The organism is Pseudomonas sp. NFR16 (assembly GCF_900108875.1).
In the GTDB taxonomy this organism is placed as follows: domain Bacteria; phylum Pseudomonadota; class Gammaproteobacteria; order Pseudomonadales; family Pseudomonadaceae; genus Aquipseudomonas.
Map to the genome: position 1 here is coordinate 844,423 of NZ_FNYJ01000001.1, position 19,684 is coordinate 864,106.

A 19,684-nucleotide genomic window follows, 5' to 3' on the forward strand; every position below is an offset into this window, starting at 1 on the left:
CAACTGAGGAATTCAACCTCTAAGTGGGAGCACCGGCCGCTCCGGTTCCATCAACCGTCACGACAAATTCAGTAAAGCGTCATTCGCTCGCCGAAGAGCCCAGCAGGCCACGACGCAGACTCACCCAGTCGACATCGAATGCGCCATTGGCGTCGCTGAGCCGCAGGGAAAGCGGCGTCATTGAGGTGTCCGTTTTCAGTTGCCAGTGCTCGGCAAACCGGCTCTGCTCCAGCCATTGCACCACGCTGGTCTGCATGTCGGGATGACAGCTCAGCGTTGCCTGCGCTTCACTGGACTGACTGCCGGCCAGATTGCGCACCAGCGCCCGGGTGCGCTCCGCCAGCGTGGCCTGATCAAGCAACTGCGCCAGCGTTTCGTTGAGCAATGTCTCGACCGCTTCCATGGCCTCTTGCTCAAGGCGCTTGCGTTGTTGCTCGAGGGAATCGAGCCTCTGGTTGGCCTGCTCCCAGAACAGCGCCAGCGCCTGGTCCTGTTCCTGCTGCGCCTGTTGCCGCGCCCGCTCGAGCAGTTCGCTGGCCTGTTGTCTGGCGTGACTCAACACCTCGCTTGCCAGCTGCATGTCGGCCAGGTCTTCGCGACGCAGGATGGTTTGTGCCAGAACGGCTGAGGCGGAAAGGTCGAGACGACGTTTGGCGAGCATTGGGAAGTCCTGCGCAAAGGAGGGAGAACGCGAAAGGGTCAGGGCGTGGCGAGGCGCCAGAAGATCGATTGCCAGAGCGTCTGCAGCTTGTTCGACGGCATCTCGGGGAACTGTGCGCCCAGCGCGCCGGGTGGCCACTGCAGGCGCAATCGCGACCAGCAGGATTCTCCCGCCCACGCGCCGAGCAGCAGCCGGCCATCGACGGCGTCCGGATGCAGCCATGCACCGGGGCGCAAGGCCTTGGCGACCGCCCGGCACCACGGTTCGTGGGCGAGCACTGCAGCGTCAACGACGGATGCGGCTGCACCGCCAAGGCAGATCCGCTCGGCCAGCGCCAACGCCTGACCCTGCTGTGATGTCTCCAGAGCCAGCCATTGCATCAGCTGCGAAACCGGCTCGGGGGGCTGACTCGGGGCGATGCCGACATGCTCGAAAAACAGCGTGCGATGACTGCCCAGCAGCGCGTCGCAATCAGGCAAGGTCAGGCCGTGCCGTTCCGCCAGCCGGGATCTCCAGTCGGGATGCGCCCATTCCCAAGGTGCGCACCACCACTGAATCCAGCGTTCATGCGCGCCTTGCATCAGGCCTGCACCGGCAACCGCGACGAATCGGCACGACGCAGGCGGAGCATCTGCAGCACCGCGGCGCGCCAGTCGCTGCGCACGGCCAGCAGGATGAGCAGCACCAGCAACAGACCACCGACCGGCGCCACCCAGACCATCATTTTCCAGAAATCAAGACGCTCGCTGTCCACCAGGAACGGGCCGAAATTGACCAGCCGCTCGGTGTCCTGAAACTCGGCGGCAGGCACGAAGACGATGGCGAACTTTTTCGAGTCCAACGGTTCGCCCGACATGCCGGGAATGCTGCTGGCGACCATTTGCTGGATGCGTCCACGCACGCTGTCCGGGTCCAGCGCCGAGGTGTGTTTGATGAACACAGCCGCCGACGCCGGCTGCACCGGTTCACCCGGCGCGATACGCTCTGGCAGGACCACATGGACGCGGGCGACGATGACGCCGTCGATCTGAGACAACGTTGCCTCGAGTTCCTGAGACAACGCGTAAATGTAGCGGGCACGCTCTTCCAGAGGCGTTGAAATCACCCCTTCTTTCTTGAATATCTCGCCCAGGCTGGTACGTGAACGCCTAGGCAGCCCGGCTGCGTCCAGCACCCGCACGGCGCGGTTGATGTCCGCGGTGTTGACGCTGATGACCACACCGGTTTTTTCCACGCGTTTGTGCGCATCGATATGCTGATCGGCCAGACTTGCGATCACCTCGTTGGAGTCCTGCTCGGACAGACCGCTGAACAGGTCGGTTTCATCACTGCAACCGCTCAGCGACAGCATCAGGCACAGCAAACCCGCAGTCAGAAATTTCACGGCGCGCCTCTATTGCAGGTTGGTCAGCTTGTCGAGCGCCTGAGCGCTCTTGTTGACGACCTTGGTCGTCACCGCTGTCTGCAGTGAATACTGCGACAGGGTTCGGCTCATCTGCGTGATATCCATGGGGTTATCGCCACTTGCCGCTTTCTTCATGTTGCGCACCGCCTGCTGCGAAAGCTTGTCGGTCGACCCGAGCCGCTCGGACAACGCACTGGCGATCTGCTCGGACAGGTGGCTCGGTTGCGCGGCCAGATCAGGGCGCATCGCCGAATTGAACAGGTCGACATCCGCCTGCGAAGGCCCGCTGACCAGTCCCTGATCCAGATGCTGCTCAAGATCGAGGGATGACGATTTGAGTTGATTGAGATGGGAAATGGTCACGGGCTGATCTCCGGCAGACGGGGTCGATACACAAGGCGTATTCAGGACAACTGATTGTTACCGGCGCCCAGCAGCGCCGAAACGAGTGCGGTCGCAGTCTGTGCCAGACTGCTCTGCAGATCGTGTTGGGCGAAAGCCGGATTGTGGCCGCCCGCACCGCCCAGACCGCCATTGCCGTTCTGGTTGGCTTGCAGACCGTCCTTGATCAGCCCGCTGAGCAGTTGCCCCAGGTCTTGACTGATGCTGTTACCGGCATTGGGCGAGGCGCCCGGCGCGATGTCCGGATTGGAGCGAATGCCCTGCCCTGCGCCCAGACCGCCGCCCAGATTCTTGTCCAGACCTTGTTGAAGCAGGTCTCCCAGCAACTGGCCAAGGTCTTGCGCCAGATGACCGCCTTGCGGATTGCCAATCTGGCTGCCGCCGCTCGGATCAGCGCCCAAAGGGTTGCCGCCCAACTGACCGCCGAGGCTGTCATTGGCGCCGCTCACGCCGTTCTGCTGTTGACCCAGCTGGGTGCCCAGCATGTCAAGCGCCGCACGGAAAGCACCGGTTTCCTTGGCGTCCAGGAAGTTGTCTTCCTTGAGCTCGTTTTTCCAGGAGCCTGAATCGGGCGCCGGAAACTTGCTCGGATTCTGGTCCATGAACTGCGCGATCTGGTCGAGCAGCGGCATGTCGCTGGCGGAAAACTTCGTTCCATCACCCTGCTTGGTCAGAAGGTCATCGAGCGACGCTTTACCCAGGCCATTGAGCACCTGCGACATCAGGTCCGGCTTGCCGGCACCCGAACCCAGACCGAGCTCGGCGGCAGCGCCGAAGTTATCGCCCAGTTTGTCCTTGATGACCTCACCCAGCGCGGATTTCACCATGTCAGGCGTTCCGCCCGCCAACGCGGCCAGCGGGTTCATTTTTTCAATCTGTTTGGCGACCATTTTGCCCAGCGGCGAATCCTGGTCCAGATGGCCGTCCTTGGTCAGTGCCGAGGCCAGCTTGTCGATGACATCCTTGAGCGACTGCGGGCCTTGTTGACCCCCAATGCCGCCGGTCGACACCACCGTGCCAATGTGCAGATTCTGCGTCGAATTGAGAGCGTTGAGACTTAGCATGAAACCTCCAGTTCAGGTGATGGCCCCCTGCCAAGAGGGGGCATTCTGAATTCAGTCAGTAGGAGATGGCCTTGGCGGACTGGGCCGTACTGCTGATGAATTTGCTGGCGGCATCGTTGTTTGCCGACTGGATGGCGTTCAATGTGTTCTGGGTCGCGGTTTCGCGAGCCGCAGCACCTTGCATGCGCGCGAGCGCAGCGTTGTTCTTGTCGTTGAGGGCGTTTTCTTCCTTGGTCGCGTTCAGCGCTTCGGTGTTCCCGCCGCCGGCGATCGAGGCCTGAGTGCTGGCGTTGGTGCCCAGCGTCTGCGCCCCTTGCGCGACGCTGCCGACAGTGTTGATGACGCCGTTGCCCATTTTGAGGAACGGATTATTGCTCACTCCAGGAATATTCATTCTGCTCACCTTGTTGGTCGACACCAGCAACATTGCATGGTGATCATGGGTGGCAGGCAGCTGCAAAACGGTTCCAGTTTTTTTTGCGTCAGCGTTACGAGCTGTCGCGCAGGGCACCGAGCCAGCTGCAACGGTCGTCAGACGTCGAGTTCTTTCATGCGGTGATAGAGCGTCCGACGCGGGATATCCAGCTCCTGACTCACGGCGTCAATGCTGTTGTTGTGGCGCTTGAGCGCGGCCTGGATCAACACCTTTTCGATCACGCGCATCTGCGACTTGAGCCCTGAAGACGAGTCGCCCTCCTCGCCCTGCTCGCTGCCCAGCAGCGGGAAGCCCAGGACGAAGCGTTTGGCCGCCGATTTCAGCTCACGGATATTGCCCGGCCAGTCGTGATTGAGCAGCACGTGACGCAGCACCGCACTGATCTCGGGCATCGCCAGGCCTGACTCACGGGCGCAGGCTGTCGCGAAGCGGCTGAACAGCGGAATGATGCGCGCACGCTGGGTACGCAGCGGCGCCAGCTTGAGCGTCAGCACATTGAGGCGGAAATACAGGTCGCGGCGAAAACGCCCTTGCTCCACCAGATCGTCCAGCGAATGCTGCGCAGATGCGATTACGCACACATCCAGCGCGATGGGGGTGGTCGATCCCAGGCGTTCGACCTTTCGGGTTTCCAGCACCCGCAGCAACTTGGCTTGCAGACTCAGCGGCATGCTGTCGATTTCGTCCAGGTACAAGGTGCCGCCCTGCGCCGCCTCGATGTAGCCGACCCGGGACCGATCGGCGCCTGTGTAAGCCCCGCTGACCACCCCGAAGAGCTCGCTTTCAGCCAGCGATTCGGGTATCGCCGCGCAGTTCATGGCCACCAGTCGCCCTTTGCGGCCCGACAATCCGTGAATGCGATTGGCGACCGTGTCCTTCCCGGTGCCGGTCTCGCCTGACAACAGCAGGTCGATGCCCAACTGAGAGAGGCTTCTGGCGACGACTGTCAGGTTGGGAACGTGATTATCGTCTTCCAGTTGTTCGTCGAAATAATCGTAAACACTCATCCACGACCTCTGGTATTTCAGGGTGGCGAAGCAGCTTGCGGTGCGGCATTACGACAGCAGCGAATCAGTCGCGCCCAAGGCTGTCAGGCCCAGTTCCTTCATGCGGTGATACAGCGTGCGTCGCGGGATCTCGAGTTCCTGAACCACCGCCTCAAGGCTGTGCTTGTGACGCTTGAGCGCGTCCTCGATCAGCATCCTTTCGATGACCCGCAGCTGGGTCTTGAGGCCGGTCTCCGGGTCCCGCGTCGGCGCCGGGTCGCTGCCCAGCAGCGGGAATCCAAGCACGAAGCGCTTGGCAGCGGACTTCAGCTCGCGGATGTTGCCCGGCCAGGCATGGCTGAGCAGCACCTGCACCAGACCGTTATCCAGGGTTGGCACCTGGCAGTCGAAATCGCTGGCGATGGCGTGGGTGAACTGGTCGAACAACGGCAGAATCTGTTCACGACGCTTTCGCAAGGCTGGCATCTGAATGGTCAGCACGTTGAGACGGAAAAACAGGTCGCGACGAAACAGCCCTTGTTCCACGAGTTCATCCAGCGGTCGCTGCGCCGACGCGATGACGCGAAGGTCCACGGGAATGAACGTGGTAGACCCCAGGCGCTCGATTCCACGGGTTTCCAGGATCCGCAACAGCTTGGCCTGAAGGCTCAGTGGCATGCTGTCGATCTCATCCAGGTACAGCGTCCCGCCGCAGGCTGCTTCAATGTAGCCTTCACGCGCCCGGCTCACGCCGGTATAGGCGCCGTTGACCACGCCGAACAGTTGGCTTTCGGCGAGCGATTCCGGAATCGCTGCGCAATTCATGCCTATAAAAGAACCTGTCCGACCGGACAAGTCGTGGATGCGTTTGGCCAGCGTGTCTTTGCCTGTTCCTGTCTCCCCGCACAACAGCAGATCCATGCTCAGACTCGCTGTATTCAATGCAATCTGCTGAATATCCAGCGCTGCATTCTCCCCCATTGACGCGCAACCGCTTACATCGATTTCTTCCTTCATCGATACCTCTCACAGTGGGTGCAAGCGACTTATTAGTACCACGCATTACAAAGGCAGCAATAATTAATTTTAGTTCCCGCACATGATGAGAACCGTTTCACAAGGTTCCCCGTGATATCAATATGACTTTATTGATCGCGCAAACAATTAGTTTGCGCAAACGGTTCAAACAGCTATTTAAATTTATCGCTTGCATCGGTCTGGACATTGGATTATCGGACCGCTGGGGCATCCGGATTTATTCCGGTGCAGAATCACAATACGTTAACAATCAGCGGGTTATGCTCGCTTTCGGTGCGCGTTATGCCTTGTTCTAGGGCCTTCAAAGGCTGCGTTGCCCGAGGGCCCTTTCTCAGCAGCCTCTTAACACCTGCGCAGTTTATTGCACACTTGCAGTGCGGCGCGTCGGATCCGGGTTATATACTCGGCTGGCTTTTTTATAGTCGACTACCGTTCACTTCACACTTTACCGTCGACAAAGTTAATGCCCTGCACGGGCATTTAGCGCTGCAGCGCTTTACTTCTTATTTATTACACCGCTATATAATCCAATCTCATGCATTTGTTTCTTATTAACTAACTTCGCCCGTTCGGAAAACCAACTAAGTAAGTTCGGTTTTCCGAACGACATTTGGTGTACTCGGGAGTTCACCGGCGAACTCCCCTGTTTCCGGGGGTCGGAGATAGCAGTACGCCCGTAGTCGAGGACACAGGGGCCGCAAAGGTTTGCTACTTTCCTGACGACTTAAGAAATGGGATCCAACTAATGACATCGCTTTGAGAAAGGCCGCTTAGATGTATCAGTGTGCGGTGACGCCGATTAAGCGAAAGGGATGGTTGTTTCAAAGTGTGTCAGCGTGAGAAATCAAGGCTGTGTATCAGCAGGGTTACACGCGAACGAAAAAGTTCACCGGAAATATCTCGCTATAAGATTGATGAATATGTCTGCAACGGGCATTGCCGGCCGTATGACAGGCTTCTGGATACGTCATGATCACGTGTGTCAGACGTGTTACCTGGCAGAGGGAACGGTGGCCCCGGACCGACCGGCGCTTTTAACAGGCAAATGTGGTGATCGAATCGTCAGGGATTCAGGGCGTCAAACCGACGGACGGCACTGACGCTGTCACCGCCAGGGATTCGACCTGAACGCCTGGGGTATCACCGCCGAGCCGTGCCAGGCTGGCGCTCAACCGTCGCAGCTGATCGCGCGGCACCAGCAGATGTGACGGCCCGTCGACGGTCTTCTTACGCAGAAAAGCCGGGTTCAGGCCCACCAACACTGCCTCATCAATGCCAGCGGTGGCCGCCAGCTGGCTCAGATCGATTGGCCGAGTCAGTTCCAGAACAGTGAAATAGGGCGCATTGGCGACCGGGCTGAGAGTGACGCCGTAGGCCTCCGGCTCGCGCACCAGCAGCGACAGCGCCAACAGACGCGGCACGTAATCCTGGGTTTCCCGGGGCAGGCTCAAATGCCAGTAATCGGTCGGCAGCCCGCGTCGCTGATTGGCTTCCACCGCCCGCGCCACCGTGCCCTCGCCCGCATTGTAGGCGGCCATCGCCAGCAGCCAGTCACCGTTGAATTGCTCATGCAACCGCGTGAGGTAGTCCATCGCCGCTTTGCTCGATGCAACGACATCGCGACGGCCGTCATACCAAGCGGTCTGACGCAGATTGAAATCCCGACCGGTGGCCGCCATGAATTGCCACAGCCCCGCAGCATCGCGGATTGAGCTGGCCTTGGGGTTGTATGCGCTTTCGATGATCGGCAGCAACGCCAGTTCTGTCGGCAGGGCCCGCTGATCGAGGTTTTCAACGATGAAATGCAGATAAGGGCTCGCGCGCTGACTGGCGTTGCGGATGAACGCCGGATTGGCCAGCAACCAGTCTCGCTGACGCACGATTCGCGCGTTGACGCCACAGTCATCCGCCAGGCTGAAGCCCTGCCCCAGTCGCCCCCAGATATCACCGCCCTCGTAGGCTTTGAGTACCGGACGGGGGGCGACGGTGTCAATGCTGCGACTGAGCCCTGCCACCAGACGCGGCGTGCGTTCGGTTCTCGCCTGCTCCGGGTAGTCGAACGATTGACAGCCGGCGCACAGTAACGCCAGCGTCAAGGACGCAAGGCGCAGTGGGTGAGCACACGGTAACGGGCCCGATGGCAGGTTAGAAGCAGGCGGCATGGAGGGAGTCCTGAAACGCGATTACCCTAGGTGGCCCGCGGAGCCCGACGGTTCCATTCGATCGCGAGACCGGCGCCTCGGCCTTGATGAGTCGTTGGCTCGCTGCCCCACGTCAGGCATTCAGCAATCGCCAGCGTGACGCGGTTGCGTCATTATTCGTGACCACTGTTTCCCGTTGATCGAGCGTATCGCGGCATGCCGGGCGCACCTCGGTCAGGCAGCTGATGCCTGATCATTTCACCGCAGCATCTTTCTGGAGTTGAACCATGATCGTCGAAATGCGTACCTATCATTGCGCCCCTGGCCGTCTGCCAGCCCTGCATGAGCGTTTCACCAGTACCACGCTGGGCTTTTTTGAAAAATACGGGATCGAACAGGTCGGTTTCTGGACGCACCTGACTGGCCCGAGCAATCAGGCGCTGACATACCTGCTGAAGTGGGACAGCCTCGCCGATCGCGAGGCCAGGTGGAATGCTTTTCAAAATGACGCCGACTGGCTGGCCAAGCGTGCCGCCAGCGAAGCTCAGGCGATCATCGTGGAGCGCATCGAAACTCAGTTCCTCGCGCCGACTGCATACTCCGCCCTGCGCTGATCGACAGCCGCCGTCGCGGCCTGGCCCGGTGCGCGCGGTCAGGCGTGACGGATCACCGATTCGATCTGGCGCATCGCCGGGAGCAAGGTCTGGGCAATTTCCTGCGCCTTGGGTGTTGGCTGCATCTTGCGGTCCAGGCGCAGGAACAGCGGATCGTCGAAGAAACGCCGCAACTTCACCAGCGAGCCACTGACCGCAGGCTGGGTGACCCGCAGATGGCGGGCGGCGACGCTGACGTTGCGTTCGCGGAACACCACCAGAAAGGTCAGCAGCAGATTGAGGTCGACACCCAGCAGGAGGTCTTCATCAAGCGACACGGCGCAATCCCTCCTCGGCGGTTTCGATCACAAAGCTGTTGAAATGAATGCGGCTGATCGCACCACTGAACACCAGTTCCATGAAGCCGTTGAGTTGCGGATGGCTGAAGTGTGCCTGCATCTGGGCGAAAGACGGCCAGTAGCCGCTGACGATCCAGTGATCGGCGTGGCTGTTGTCGGCGGTCAGGGTGTATGCGATGCACTGAGTGGTGCTGTTCAAAACGTCGAGCATGTGCGTGACACGCTCGCCGACCTCACGGGAACGACCTTGAGTGGCATGTATTTCTACGGTGTTGATGGCCGAAACAAGCATCATCCTCTCCTGCGCTTAGTGATGGGACAAGTTTGACGTCAGGGTCAGTCCGGATAAACCACAGGATCGGAGTTTCAGCATTGCCGATTAAGCGACAATTAACCGGGCGCGAGGGCATTGAACCCTGCGCGCCGGGCAGGCCAAGCAACGGCGCGTCGTTTCAGAAGTTGGCTTTCAAGGCCGCCAGCCCGCCTTCATAGACCTCACGAAAAACCGCTTCGGCCTCTTCATCGGACATGCCCTCAGGGGTGAAGCTGCTGGACCATTCAACCCGAGCAGCCTGCTCGCCTTCGGCGGTGACTTTCAAGGTAGCCAGGTAGTTGGACACCGCAAACGGTCCCTGGATGATCGAATAGCTGTAGGTGCGCCCGCGGTTGTCGAACGACTCCAGACGCTCGCTGATTTGCGCGCCATCCGCAGTGGTCAGATGACGAATCCTGCCACCTTCATCCGGGACGCTTTTGGCAATGAACGGTAGCCAGTCCGGCAAGGACATGAAGCCTCCCGCCAGTTGCCAGACCTTGTCCGCCGAGACCGGGATGCTGATGGATGCAGATGCTGTAGCCATGATGTTCTCCAGTGAATGTTTCAGATTGCCATGCTGTCGACGACGCCGCCGTCGACGCGCAACGCCGCGCCAGTGGTGGCCGAAGACAGAGGCGATGCCAGATACGCCACCAGGTTGGCGACTTCATCGACGTGTGCAGCGCGCTGGATGATAGACGAAGGCCGCGCTCGACGGACAAAGTGATCGGCCTCGTCCTGCGCGGTCCGACCGGACTGGGCAATGGCGTCCTTGAGCATTTCTTCGACGCCATCGGTGAAGGTCGGACCCGGCAGAATGGCGTTGACCGTGACGCCGGTACCGGACAGCCGCTTCGCCAGCCCGTGGGATACCGCCAGGTTGGCGGCTTTCGTGGTGCCGTAGTTGATCATGTTTGCCGGAATCGCGACCCCGGATTCCGAGGAGACAAAAATCACCCGTCCCCACTGGCTGGCGACCATGCCATCGACGTACTGCCGCGCCAGACGCACACCGGAGATCACGTTGACTTCATAAAAGCGCGCCCACTCCTCGTCCGGCGTGTCGAAGAAATCGACTTCGTTGAAGATGCCCAGGTTGTTGACCAGGATGTCGGCCCGCGGCTCGGCGGCGAACAACTGCCGGGCGCCTTCGGCGGTGGCCAGATCAGCGACGACGCCGCGTACCTGTGCACCCGGAACCTGCGCCGTGATCGAGGCAACGGCATCATCGACCTTGCCGGCGGCGCGACCGACGATGACCACCGTTGCGCCGGACAAGGCCAGCGCCTTGCCGATGCCCAGGCCGATCCCGGCCGTCGAACCGCTGACCACGGCCAGCTTGCCACTCAGATCTATTTTCATGGTGAACCTCGTATGTCAGAAAGCTTGCGTCAGTCGCGCACGGGGCGCAGTCACCGCCGCAAGCGTAGAAGATCAGGCTTTGGGCAGCGGCGCCAAAGGTGAAATCAGACCGCCCTGCACCAGCGCCTGCCAGAACTCGGCGGGAATACGCTGAGCGAGGGCGGCGACGTCCTCAACCATGCGGCCGGGGCGACTCGAGCCCGGAATGACCGCCGCGACGGCCGGGTTAGCCAGCGAAAACTGCAAGGCGGCGGCCTTGATTTCGACGTTGAATCGCTCGGCGATGGCCTTGATGGCTGCCACTTTGCTGAGGATCGCGGCGGGGGCCTTCTGATATTCGAAGTGTTCACCTCCGGCCAGGATGCCCGAGCTGTAAGGACCGCCGACGACGATTTCGACCTTCTGCCGCTCGGCCGATGCCATCAGACGCTGCAGGGCGCGATCATGATCTAGCAACGTATATCGACCCGCCAGCAGGAATCCGTCCGGTTGAGCCTCTTCCAGATCCAGCGTCAGTTCACAGGGCTCGACGCGGTTTACGCCCAGCCCCCAGGCTTTGATCACGCCCTCTTCGCGCAGACGGGTCAACACCTTGAAGGCGCCTTTACGGGCCTCGTTGAAGTACTCCAGCCATTGATCGCCGTAGAAGTCCTGCGCGATGTCGTGGATCCAGACGATGTCCAGCCGATCCGTCTGCAGGCGCTCGAGGCTGTCTTCGATGGAGCGCAGCGTGGCGTCGGCGCTGTAGTCGTTGACCAGTCTGTTTGGCCGGCCATGTTCGAAAACGCCGGCTTTTTCCCCCAGATCCCGGGCCGCGACATCTTCCACTTCATCCAGCACCAGCCGACCGACCTTGCTGCTCAGGACGAACTGATCGCGGGGGTATTGCTTGAGCGCCTGCCCCATGCGCAGCTCGGACAGGCCGCTGCCGTAAAACGGCGCGGTGTCGAAGTAGCGCACGCCGGCCTCCCACGCGCTGTGCACGGTGGCGATCGCCTCGTCTTCGGGGATTGCGCGGAACATGTTGCCCAGCGGCGCGCCGCCGAATCCGATCACGCCAGGCAGTTTGTCTTTGAGACTCATGATTGATCCTCTTCAAATAGGTGGACGGACGTGCAGTCCATCGACGCGTCACCGTGGGTGACTGTTGAAGCCAAGGTTAAGTTGACCGCCAAAGACCGTCCAAGACATAATTTGGCTCACTTAAGTCCCTCAAGGTCTGAACCCCTCATGATCGATCTACGCCAGTTGCGCTATTTCGTCGCCGTGGCCGAGGAAGAGCACGTCGGCCGCGCTGCCGAGCGCCTGCACATTTCCCAGTCGCCGCTGAGCCGGCAGATTGCCCAGCTCGAAGAAGTTCTCGGCCTGACGCTGTTCGAGAGGACTCAGCAGCGCATCCGGTTGACGGTCGATGGCCGCACGTTTCTGGCCGAAACCAAGGCGCTGCTCACGCACGCCAGGCGCCTCGAATCCCTCGGCAAGCGCCTGGGGCGCGGCGAAGAAGGCGGTCTGTGCATCGGTTACGTGGAAAACGCGATGCACACATCGGTGTTGCCCGATGCGCTGAAAACCTTGCGCGCCGTGCGCCATGATCTGCACATCGCGCTGTACAGCCAGCCCTCCCATGAGCAGCTCGAAGGCCTGCGTCAGCGCAGCCTCGACATCGCCCTGGTGAGCGAGCCGCCTGCCGATGACGACCCTGATCTGCTCGCCGCACTGGTGCTGGACGACGCCATGTTGCTGGCAATGCCGGAACATCACCCGCTGGCCCACAAGGCCCGGCTGACCCCGGAAGACCTGCAATCGGCGCAATGGATCTCGGCCGCCGGCGGCCAGTTGTCGGGGCGGCAACCCGGCCTGGCGGACGAAGGCTTCGTCGCCGCGTGCATGCGCGCAGGTTTCAACCCGGACGTTCACCTGGAAGTCGCCGAGCCGATGACTGCCTTGCGCCTGGTCGGTGCCGGGCTGGGCATTGCGATGCTGCAGAAAAACCTGCGCTCGATCGCACCGGAAAACGTGGTGCTGCGCGAGGTGCCGTGGATGCAATACACGACGCCGGTGTGGGCGGCCTGGCACCGGATCAACCTGCGCCCGCTGGTGGCGATGGCCAGAGAGGTGCTGGTCAAAGGCAACGCGACGATCAGCGCCGAAGCCACTGCTCCCTCGCCGGCGGACGACGTGACGGCCTGAAAGCCGCCAGCGAACGTCCCGGTTCACCCTCCCGCATAACGCGCATTGCCCGCGACGGCCAGGCAGCCACGAAGTCAATCGTGTCTGCCGTCGCCTCGCGGGCAATGCGCGTGTTTGCTGCCTGCCGAACGCCCTGCCGAGCGTCCGCCTGCTTACTTGGCGTTGAACGCCGTGTAGCTGTTCATCAGGTTGCGGTAGTTCGGAATGCGCTGGGACAGCAGGTTCGCCAGGCCTTCCATGTCGTTGCGCCAGTCACGCTGCAGCTCGCAGGCGACGGCAAACCAGTTCACCAGTTGCGCGCCGGCCGCGGACATCCGCGCCCACGCCGCTTTCTGCACCACATCGTTGAAGGTGCCGGACGCATCAGTGACCACGAACACGTCGAAGCCTTCTTCCAGCGCGCACAGCGTCGGGAATGCCACGCAGACGTCCGTCACCACACCGGCGATGATCAGTTGCTTGCGGCCAGTGGCTTTGATGGCCTTGACGAAGTCTTCATTGTCCCAGGCGTTGATCTGACCAGGACGCGCGATGTAAGGCGCGTCCGGAAACATTTCCTTGAGTTCGGGGACCAGCGGGCCGTTCGGACCGGTTTCGAAGCTGGTGGTCAGAATGGTCGGCAGCTTGAAGAACTTGGCGCAGTCGGCCAGGGCCAGCACGTTGTTCTTGAATTCGTTCGGCGTGAAATCCTGCACCAGCGAGATCAGGCCTGTCTGGTGATCAACCAGCAGGACAACCGCATCGTTGATATCCAGGCGTTTGTAAGGAACGGTCATGATAAGACTCCATTGAGGGTGTGACAGGTGTGTGCGAGTGCCAGCCAACCACGCTGACCTGTGCCCTCGCCGGTTATTGCCGGCGAGGTTTCATGCTCTTTTCACAACCGCGTCAGAACGCGAAGCACGAGCAACCGAATGCGCCCCAGAAGCCCTGGAAGTCGCTGACCGGGACTTTCGACATGCGCGCCTTGTCATGGCTGTGTGCGTGAACGCCGCAAGGCCCGCTGCACTGGTGAACGGCAGCGGCCATCGGCGCACCGGCGCGCCAGTGGCCCGGCACCTTGGCGACCGGCGACCAGTCCGGCAGAACCGGTACGCTGGGCGGCGACAGGTCGTCGAATTCGGCGGCGCCGTACACGACCTTGCCGTCGACGACCGTCAGCACCGACTCGATCCACTTGATCGACTCTTCCGGGACGCTGAAGAAGTCCTGAGACAAGGCGACCACGTCAGCCAGCTGGCCGACCTTGATCTGGCCTTTCTTGCCCTGCTCGGATGAGAACCAGGCGCTGCCGCGGGTGAACAACTCCAGGGCCGTCTCGCGGGACAGGCCCTCCGGATACAGTTCCAGACCGCCAACGGTGCGGCCGCTGACCATCCAGTACAGCGAAGTCCAAGGGTTGTAGCTGGACACGCGGGTGGCGTCGGTACCCGCGCCGACCGGCACGCCTTCGGCCAGCATGCGTTTGATCGGTGGCGTGTGCTCGCCGGCCTTGGCGCCGTAACGCTCGACGAAATATTCCCCCTGGAAAGCCATCCGGTCCTGGATGGCGATGCCGCCGCCCAGCGCCTTCACCCGTTCGATGTTCTTCGGCGTGATGGTTTCGCAGTGGTCGAAGAACCACGGAATGCCATTGAACGGGATGTCGCGGTTGACCTTCTCGAACACATCAAGCATGCGCGAGATCGACTCGTCGTAGGTCGCGTGCAAACGGAATGGCCAGCGATGCTCGACCAGGTGGCGCACCACCGGCTCAAGGTCCTGCTCCATGCCAGGCGGCAGGTCCGGGCGCGGTTCGAGGAAGTCTTCGAAGTCGGCCGCCGAGAATGTCAGCATTTCACCCGCTCCGTTGTGCCGCAGGAAGTCGTCGCCCTGGTGCAGTTTGACGGTGCTGGTCCAGTGTTTGAAGTCGCTGAGTTCTTCTTTCGGTTTCTGGGTGAACAGGTTGTAGGCAATGCGCACGGTGAGTTGCTTTGCGTCCGCGAGCTGGGTGATCACCTCGTAGTCGTCCGGGTAGTTCTGGAAACCACCACCGGCATCGATCGCGCTGGTCAGGCCCAGGCGGTTCAGCTCGCGCATGAACTGGCGCGTCGAGTTGACCTGATATTCCAGCGGCAGCTTCGGCCCCTTGGCCAGCGTGGAGTACAGAATCATGGCGTTGGGTCGTGCCACCAGCATGCCGGTCGGGTCGCCATTGCTGTCGCGCACGATTTCGCCGCCCGGCGGGTTCGGCGTGTCGCGGGTGTAACCGGCCACGCGCAGCGCGGCACGGTTGAGCAGCGCACGATCATAGAGGTGCAGGACGAACACCGGCGTATCCGGCGCGGCCTGATTGAGCTCTTCCAGCGTCGGCATGCGTTTTTCGGCGAACTGGAATTCGTTCCAGCCACCGACCACGCGCACCCACTGCGGCGTGGGCGTGCGATCCGCCTGGGCCTTGAGCATGCGCAGCGCGTCGGCCAGCGAAGGTACGCCTTCCCAGCGCAGTTCCAGGTTGTAGTTCAGACCGCCACGGATCAGATGCAGGTGCGAGTCGTTCAGGCCCGGAATGACGGTGCGCTTGTGCATGTCGATGACTTGAGTGGCGCTGGCGCGCATCGCCATGATCTCGGCATCGCTGCCGACTGCTACAAATTTGCCGGCGGAAATGGCCACGGCGCTGGCCTTGGGTTTTTCCTGGTCAACCGTATGAAAGTTTCCGTTAAAGAGAATCAGATCGACGTTCATCGTGTGTCCTTCGGCTGAAGATTGAGAGGCACCGACGGCAAAGCCGGTGACTGGTATTGAAGAGAAAATGGCGGCTGCCGCACTCAGCAACGAGCCTTTGGCGACGAAGCTGCGGCGCTCGTTGCTGACCGGGTCGTCGTTGTCATCCTTCATGATCCGCTCCGGGCACAGCCTTTGGCCGGGCGTTCAGCCAGGGGGCGAAGAGGCGCGTGGCCTGCGGCATCAGCAGGTAAACCACCAGCAGAACGATGGTCACGGTGACGAGCGCGGTGCTGATCACGTAGTTGCCCAACAATGGAAAGCGGCTGAACACCGGCCCCCACAACAGCGGGATCAACAGCGTCAGCGGGCAGATCACCAGAAAGGTCACGCACGCCTGTTTCCAGCGCGGGGGCGGCGGCGTGTCACTGGCCGGCACGAACCAGAACTCATTGTGCGGATTGACTTCGGTGCGGTCGCCGTCGGCCAGCATCGGCGCGGCCTCGGCCACCAGCTCACGGCGTTGCTCGGAGTCCATCCAGCTTTGCATGGCGTCGGTGGAGCAGAAGCGCAGCACGCAGGTGAACATTTTCAGGCCATCGGCGTTGCCGCGAATCACGTCAACGCCCAGATGCCCCGCGTAACTGCCGGCAATAGCGACGGTGCGGCGCAACCAGGCTTCGTACTGCGCCTCGCACCCGGCCTTGACCCGGTGCTTGATCACCAGCGTGACGATTTCGTCGGCAGACAGTCTGGACGTCGGGGCGACGTCAACGGCGAGGGTGGATTCAGGCATAGCGTAAGGCTCCGGGAAAACGAACGTTGAGCGCCAGACGACCGGGTCCGGCGATCAGTACACTGGTGAAAATTATCAGCAACAACCACCCGAACTGGCCCTGCTCCACGCTCCAGTCTCCGTGCACGACCACCAGCGCCACCAGCAGCAGGAAGAGAATAGGCAGGCAGGCGAGACGCGCCAGTACGCCGGTCAGAATCAGCAGCGGACACAGCACTTCGGCGAAGATCGCCATGCTCAGGGTCAGGCTGGTACCCAGATGGAAAGGGTCTTCGATCAGCGCCAGCTGCGCCTTGAAATCAAGCAGCTTGGGCAGGCCGTGGACGAACAGCAGGAATAGCGCGCCTGCGCTTCGCAGGAACAGAAGGCCCAAGTCCTGCGCACGGTCATTAAAGCGGGAGTAAGTCATCGTGCATCCATCGATTCATGAAAATCGCGTCAGGTGTTCGGCCGTTCGCGAGCAATGAATCCATAGTGCAGTCACAGGTTGGCGGGGTATTGAACAGACGTGCTCTGAATGGTCGGTTTGTGCCCGTCAGGCGTCAGCAACCGACGCCTGATGCTTTCCAGTCGTTTCACGGCATCGGCCGGGTTTCCTGCGACATGTACTCGGTGATCCGCGAACGCAGCCAACGCTCGGCCGGGTCGTTGTCGTGCACGCCAGCCCAGACCATCGACAGCTCGGCGGGCTCGATCGGGAACGGCGGATCCTCTGCGCGTAATGCGCAGCCCTCGACCAGCGCACAGGCAGCGTAATCGGGCACGGTGGCAATCAGTTCGGTGCCGGCAAGCAAGGCTCGCAGCCCGCTGAACTGAGGCACGGCGACCACCACCCGCCTCGCTCGGCCGACCTTCGCCAGGTCGATGTCGATGTTGCCGCTCAGGTCTCCTGAAAACGACACCATGGTGTGCGGCCGCTCGCAGTAATCGTCCAGGGTCAACGTGCCCGGGCGTTTGTCACCGCGCAGCACCTTGACGCCGATGTCGCGCAGTTTCTTGCGCTTGGCGTTGGCGGGCAGTTCGGTGGTGTAGCTGATGCCAACGGAGATTTCGCCCGAGGCCAGCAACGATGGCATCAGCAGGAAGTTCGCACGGCGCACCACGACGATGATGCCGGGCGCTTCCTCCCGCAGCCGCGTCAACAAGGGCGGGAACAGACCGAACTCGGCATCATCGGACAGGCCGATGCGGAAGACGTCGCAACTGGTGGCCGGGTCGAATTCCTTGGCGCGGCTGACCGCACCGGAAATCGTGTCCAGTGCCGGCTGCAATTCCTTGAGAATCGCCAGCGCCCGGGCCGTGGGCTCCATCGCCCGGCCATTGCGCAGCAGCAAGGGGTCGTCGAACAGATCGCGAAGCCGCGCCAGCGCCGCACTGATCGCTGGCTGGCCCATGAACAGCTTCTCGGCGACCCGCGTCAGATTCCTTTCGAACATCAGTGCTTCGAAGATGACCAACAGGTTCATGTCGACGCGGCGCAGGTCGTTGCGATTCATTCAGAAGTTCCGGGATCAGCGTTGAGGAAGCCTGAACTATGCCAGACAGGCGCAGGTATACACAGCGCGCCGATGTCCGGATTGTACGTTTGTGCGGTTGATCAAGGTCCCTGCCGCTCAGTTGGCACACAGACGCTCGCGCGCCGCTGTCTGCACTTGAGGGCGGCCGCGCCCCATCGAGCGTCGCCAGTTGAACGGGGTCATGCCGACCACACGCGTAAAGACGCGGGTGAAATGCGACTGATCGGCGAAGCCGCAGTCCAGGCTGATCTGCGAAATACTCAGCAGCGAGTCCGCGAGCAGGCCCTTGGCCTTGTCCAGACGCATCTGCAGAAACCAGTCCCGCGGCGACAGACCTGTGTTCTTCTTGAACGCCCGGGAGAAATGACTGCGAGACAGCGAGCATTCTCTGGCAATGCGTGCGATCGACAGGCCTTTGTCCATCTGGCTGGACATCAGCTCCTTGGCGCGTCTCTCCTGCCAGGGCGATAACGCGACCCGGGCTGCGGGCTGTTCCACCTCTTCAGGCTCAGCGCGAGGCGCGGTGATGCGAACCAGTTCGTTGACCTGACGCTGGCTGATGCCCAGCGATTCGAGCACAGATCCCAGCACATCGTGGATCAGCGCATCGGCTTCGCTCGGCAACATCGATGCACCGCTGTTGTGCGTGACCGTCCTGTCCGGGCGATGCTCGTGATTGCTCGCCAGTTGCGCCACTACCTGCATCGCCGAGGACAGCAATGCGACGGGCTCGGCGTGCTCCGGTGCGTCGGAAGGCATCAGTCCAGCGAGTACGGCTTCGCGTATCAATAACGGGTTGAATGCGTTCATCAAGGCGCTCCAGCTTCACAGATGGCAGTGACTGAAGTCTGTGCGGATGCCTTCTTAAAGTCCTTCTCGGGGTATTAAATGTTCTGAAGCAGGACTGAATGCCGCCCGCCCGCCGCGGTTTTTTTGCCCCGTTTAAGAACGTTTAAGATCACCCCAAGGACAAGCGCGTGGCGCACGCTTATCGTGCCAGTCTCCACAAGGCCTGGTTCGCTGCGAGGGACGGCAAGTGACCACCCGATACGTCGCTGGTATCTCGATTCCTGACAGCGCAATGGCCCGCGTTGCGACCGAGCTGATGCGCGATACCCAGTCTGACCTGCTGCTGGAATCGGCCTTGCGCACCTTTGTGTTCGCTCGCCTGTTGGGCCAGAGCCGCCAGCTGAGCCATGACAGCGATCTGCTCTACGTCGCTGCACTGTTCCTGCGCATCGGCATCACCCCGCTCTACGACCATTCGCAGCGACGTTTCGAGGTCGACAGCGCCGATGCCGCGGCACAGTTCCTGTGCGGGTTCGGTCGATCGCCGGACGACATCGCCCAGGTCTGGGATGCGATCGCCCTGCACACCACACCGGGAATCCCCCACTACAAACAACCACTGACGTCGCTGTTGGCCAGCGCCGTCGAGACCGACTTGCTCGGGACTCACTGCCAGCTGTTCACCTCAGGTGCGCTGGCCGGGATATTCAGCGCATTCCCGCGCGAGCCCGGCTTCAAGTTCAAGTTGCTCCACGCCTTGGCAGTCGGCCAGTTGCACCGGCCGCAGAGCACTGTCGGCACGGTCAACGCCGATGTGCTGTCGTTTCATGAGCACCGATTCATCGCCGGCGGATTCTGCGAACGCCTCCTGGCATCCACCTGGCCTTACTGAGCGCGAACGGCTGCGACCCCGCGCAGGTGGT

The 19,684-nt window shown here is 61.4% G+C and carries 22 protein-coding genes and 1 pseudogene; 3 read left to right on the plus strand and 20 right to left on the minus strand.

Features of this window, described 5'->3' with window-relative positions; all coding sequences use genetic code 11:
• Positions 1-79: 79 nt before the first annotated feature.
• The 9 genes and pseudogenes from sctL to BMZ10_RS03810 form a co-directional block, all read right to left on the minus strand.
• Positions 80-661 carry a type III secretion system stator protein SctL gene (gene sctL / locus BMZ10_RS03770; RefSeq protein ID WP_093458692.1) on the minus strand — a complete coding sequence of 194 codons (582 nt, stop codon included), beginning with the start codon at positions 659-661 and terminating at the stop codon, positions 80-82.
• A 38-nt stretch (positions 662-699) separates the two neighbouring features.
• Complete coding sequence (locus BMZ10_RS03775; RefSeq protein ID WP_256214335.1) at positions 700-1,242, minus strand: type III secretion protein; 543 nt, start codon at positions 1,240-1,242, stop codon at positions 700-702.
• Positions 1,242-2,045 carry a type III secretion system inner membrane ring lipoprotein SctJ gene (gene sctJ / locus BMZ10_RS03780; protein WP_093458694.1) on the minus strand — a complete coding sequence of 268 codons (804 nt, stop codon included), beginning with the start codon at positions 2,043-2,045 and terminating at the stop codon, positions 1,242-1,244. The genes BMZ10_RS03775 and sctJ overlap by 1 nt, the downstream gene beginning before the upstream one ends.
• 9 nt (positions 2,046-2,054) lie before the next feature.
• Entirely contained in the window at positions 2,055-2,429 is a 375-nt protein-coding gene (gene sctI / locus BMZ10_RS03785) for a type III secretion system inner rod subunit SctI (protein ID WP_093458695.1), read from the minus strand.
• 41 nt (positions 2,430-2,470) lie between these two features.
• On the minus strand, positions 2,471-3,532 hold the full coding sequence (locus BMZ10_RS03790) for a harpin HrpZ family protein (RefSeq protein ID WP_093458696.1): 1,062 nt from the start codon (positions 3,530-3,532) through the stop codon (positions 2,471-2,473).
• A gap of 55 nt (positions 3,533-3,587) precedes the next feature.
• Positions 3,588-3,926, minus strand: a complete 339-nt coding sequence (locus BMZ10_RS03795; RefSeq protein WP_177182037.1) for a type III secretion system major pilin HrpA — start codon at positions 3,924-3,926, stop codon at positions 3,588-3,590.
• A gap of 137 nt (positions 3,927-4,063) precedes the next feature.
• Positions 4,064-4,975 carry a sigma 54-interacting transcriptional regulator gene (locus BMZ10_RS03800; protein ID WP_093458698.1) on the minus strand — a complete coding sequence of 304 codons (912 nt, stop codon included), beginning with the start codon at positions 4,973-4,975 and terminating at the stop codon, positions 4,064-4,066.
• Positions 4,976-5,023: 48 nt separating this feature from the next.
• Positions 5,024-5,935 carry a sigma 54-interacting transcriptional regulator gene (locus tag BMZ10_RS03805; protein WP_256214425.1) on the minus strand — a complete coding sequence of 304 codons (912 nt, stop codon included), beginning with the start codon at positions 5,933-5,935 and terminating at the stop codon, positions 5,024-5,026.
• 1,142 nt (positions 5,936-7,077) lie between these two features.
• A pseudogene (locus BMZ10_RS03810) lies at positions 7,078-8,154 on the minus strand (transglycosylase SLT domain-containing protein); the annotation flags it as partial.
• Between the two features lie 266 nt (positions 8,155-8,420).
• Between BMZ10_RS03810 and BMZ10_RS03815 the strand changes: the two are divergent.
• Entirely contained in the window at positions 8,421-8,747 is a 327-nt protein-coding gene (locus BMZ10_RS03815; RefSeq protein ID WP_093458701.1) for an NIPSNAP family protein, read from the plus strand.
• Positions 8,748-8,785: 38 nt separating this feature from the next.
• Here BMZ10_RS03815 and BMZ10_RS03820 read toward each other — a convergent pair whose 3' ends face one another.
• The 5 genes from BMZ10_RS03820 to BMZ10_RS03840 form a co-directional block, all read right to left on the minus strand.
• The gene (locus tag BMZ10_RS03820; RefSeq protein ID WP_093458702.1) at positions 8,786-9,064 is read right to left on the minus strand and encodes a helix-turn-helix domain-containing protein; all 279 of its coding nucleotides are present in this window, start codon (positions 9,062-9,064) and stop codon (positions 8,786-8,788) included.
• Positions 9,054-9,377, minus strand: coding sequence for an antibiotic biosynthesis monooxygenase (locus BMZ10_RS03825; protein WP_093458703.1), 324 nt, complete (start codon positions 9,375-9,377; stop codon positions 9,054-9,056). The genes BMZ10_RS03820 and BMZ10_RS03825 overlap by 11 nt, the downstream gene beginning before the upstream one ends.
• 160 nt (positions 9,378-9,537) lie before the next feature.
• Positions 9,538-9,945, minus strand: a complete 408-nt coding sequence (locus BMZ10_RS03830; RefSeq protein ID WP_093458704.1) for an SRPBCC family protein — start codon at positions 9,943-9,945, stop codon at positions 9,538-9,540.
• A gap of 20 nt (positions 9,946-9,965) precedes the next feature.
• Positions 9,966-10,763, minus strand: coding sequence for an SDR family NAD(P)-dependent oxidoreductase (locus BMZ10_RS03835; protein ID WP_093458705.1), 798 nt, complete (start codon positions 10,761-10,763; stop codon positions 9,966-9,968).
• Positions 10,764-10,835: 72 nt separating this feature from the next.
• On the minus strand, positions 10,836-11,846 hold the full coding sequence (locus BMZ10_RS03840; RefSeq protein WP_093458706.1) for an aldo/keto reductase: 1,011 nt from the start codon (positions 11,844-11,846) through the stop codon (positions 10,836-10,838).
• Between the two features lie 147 nt (positions 11,847-11,993).
• Here BMZ10_RS03840 and BMZ10_RS03845 point away from each other — a divergent pair, with 147 nt between their 5' ends.
• Positions 11,994-12,953 (plus strand): LysR substrate-binding domain-containing protein, encoded by a 960-nt coding sequence (locus BMZ10_RS03845; RefSeq protein ID WP_093458707.1) that lies wholly within the window; start codon positions 11,994-11,996, stop codon positions 12,951-12,953.
• Positions 12,954-13,105: 152 nt separating this feature from the next.
• Here the strand turns inward: BMZ10_RS03845 and ycaC are convergent, their stop codons facing one another.
• From ycaC to BMZ10_RS03875, 6 genes are all read right to left on the minus strand, one after another.
• Positions 13,106-13,729 (minus strand): isochorismate family cysteine hydrolase YcaC, encoded by a 624-nt coding sequence (gene ycaC, locus BMZ10_RS03850; protein ID WP_093458708.1) that lies wholly within the window; start codon positions 13,727-13,729, stop codon positions 13,106-13,108.
• A 112-nt stretch (positions 13,730-13,841) separates the two neighbouring features.
• Complete coding sequence (locus BMZ10_RS03855; RefSeq protein WP_093459976.1) at positions 13,842-15,680, minus strand: amidohydrolase; 1,839 nt, start codon at positions 15,678-15,680, stop codon at positions 13,842-13,844.
• Between the two features lie 142 nt (positions 15,681-15,822).
• A complete protein-coding gene (locus BMZ10_RS03860) occupies positions 15,823-16,455 on the minus strand; it encodes an antibiotic biosynthesis monooxygenase (protein WP_093458709.1) in 633 nt (210 codons plus the stop codon).
• Positions 16,448-16,864, minus strand: a complete 417-nt coding sequence (locus BMZ10_RS03865) for a DoxX family protein (RefSeq protein WP_093458710.1) — start codon at positions 16,862-16,864, stop codon at positions 16,448-16,450. The genes BMZ10_RS03860 and BMZ10_RS03865 overlap by 8 nt, the downstream gene beginning before the upstream one ends.
• 166 nt (positions 16,865-17,030) lie before the next feature.
• Entirely contained in the window at positions 17,031-17,951 is a 921-nt protein-coding gene (locus BMZ10_RS03870; protein WP_093458711.1) for a LysR family transcriptional regulator, read from the minus strand.
• Between the two features lie 117 nt (positions 17,952-18,068).
• The gene (locus BMZ10_RS03875) at positions 18,069-18,782 is read right to left on the minus strand and encodes an AraC family transcriptional regulator (RefSeq protein ID WP_256214336.1); all 714 of its coding nucleotides are present in this window, start codon (positions 18,780-18,782) and stop codon (positions 18,069-18,071) included.
• 226 nt (positions 18,783-19,008) lie between these two features.
• On the opposite strand from BMZ10_RS03875, the gene BMZ10_RS03880 reads away from it, so the two are divergent.
• Positions 19,009-19,653 carry a phosphohydrolase gene (locus tag BMZ10_RS03880; protein WP_143070253.1) on the plus strand — a complete coding sequence of 215 codons (645 nt, stop codon included), beginning with the start codon at positions 19,009-19,011 and terminating at the stop codon, positions 19,651-19,653.
• The last annotated feature ends 31 nt before the right edge of the window (positions 19,654-19,684 follow it).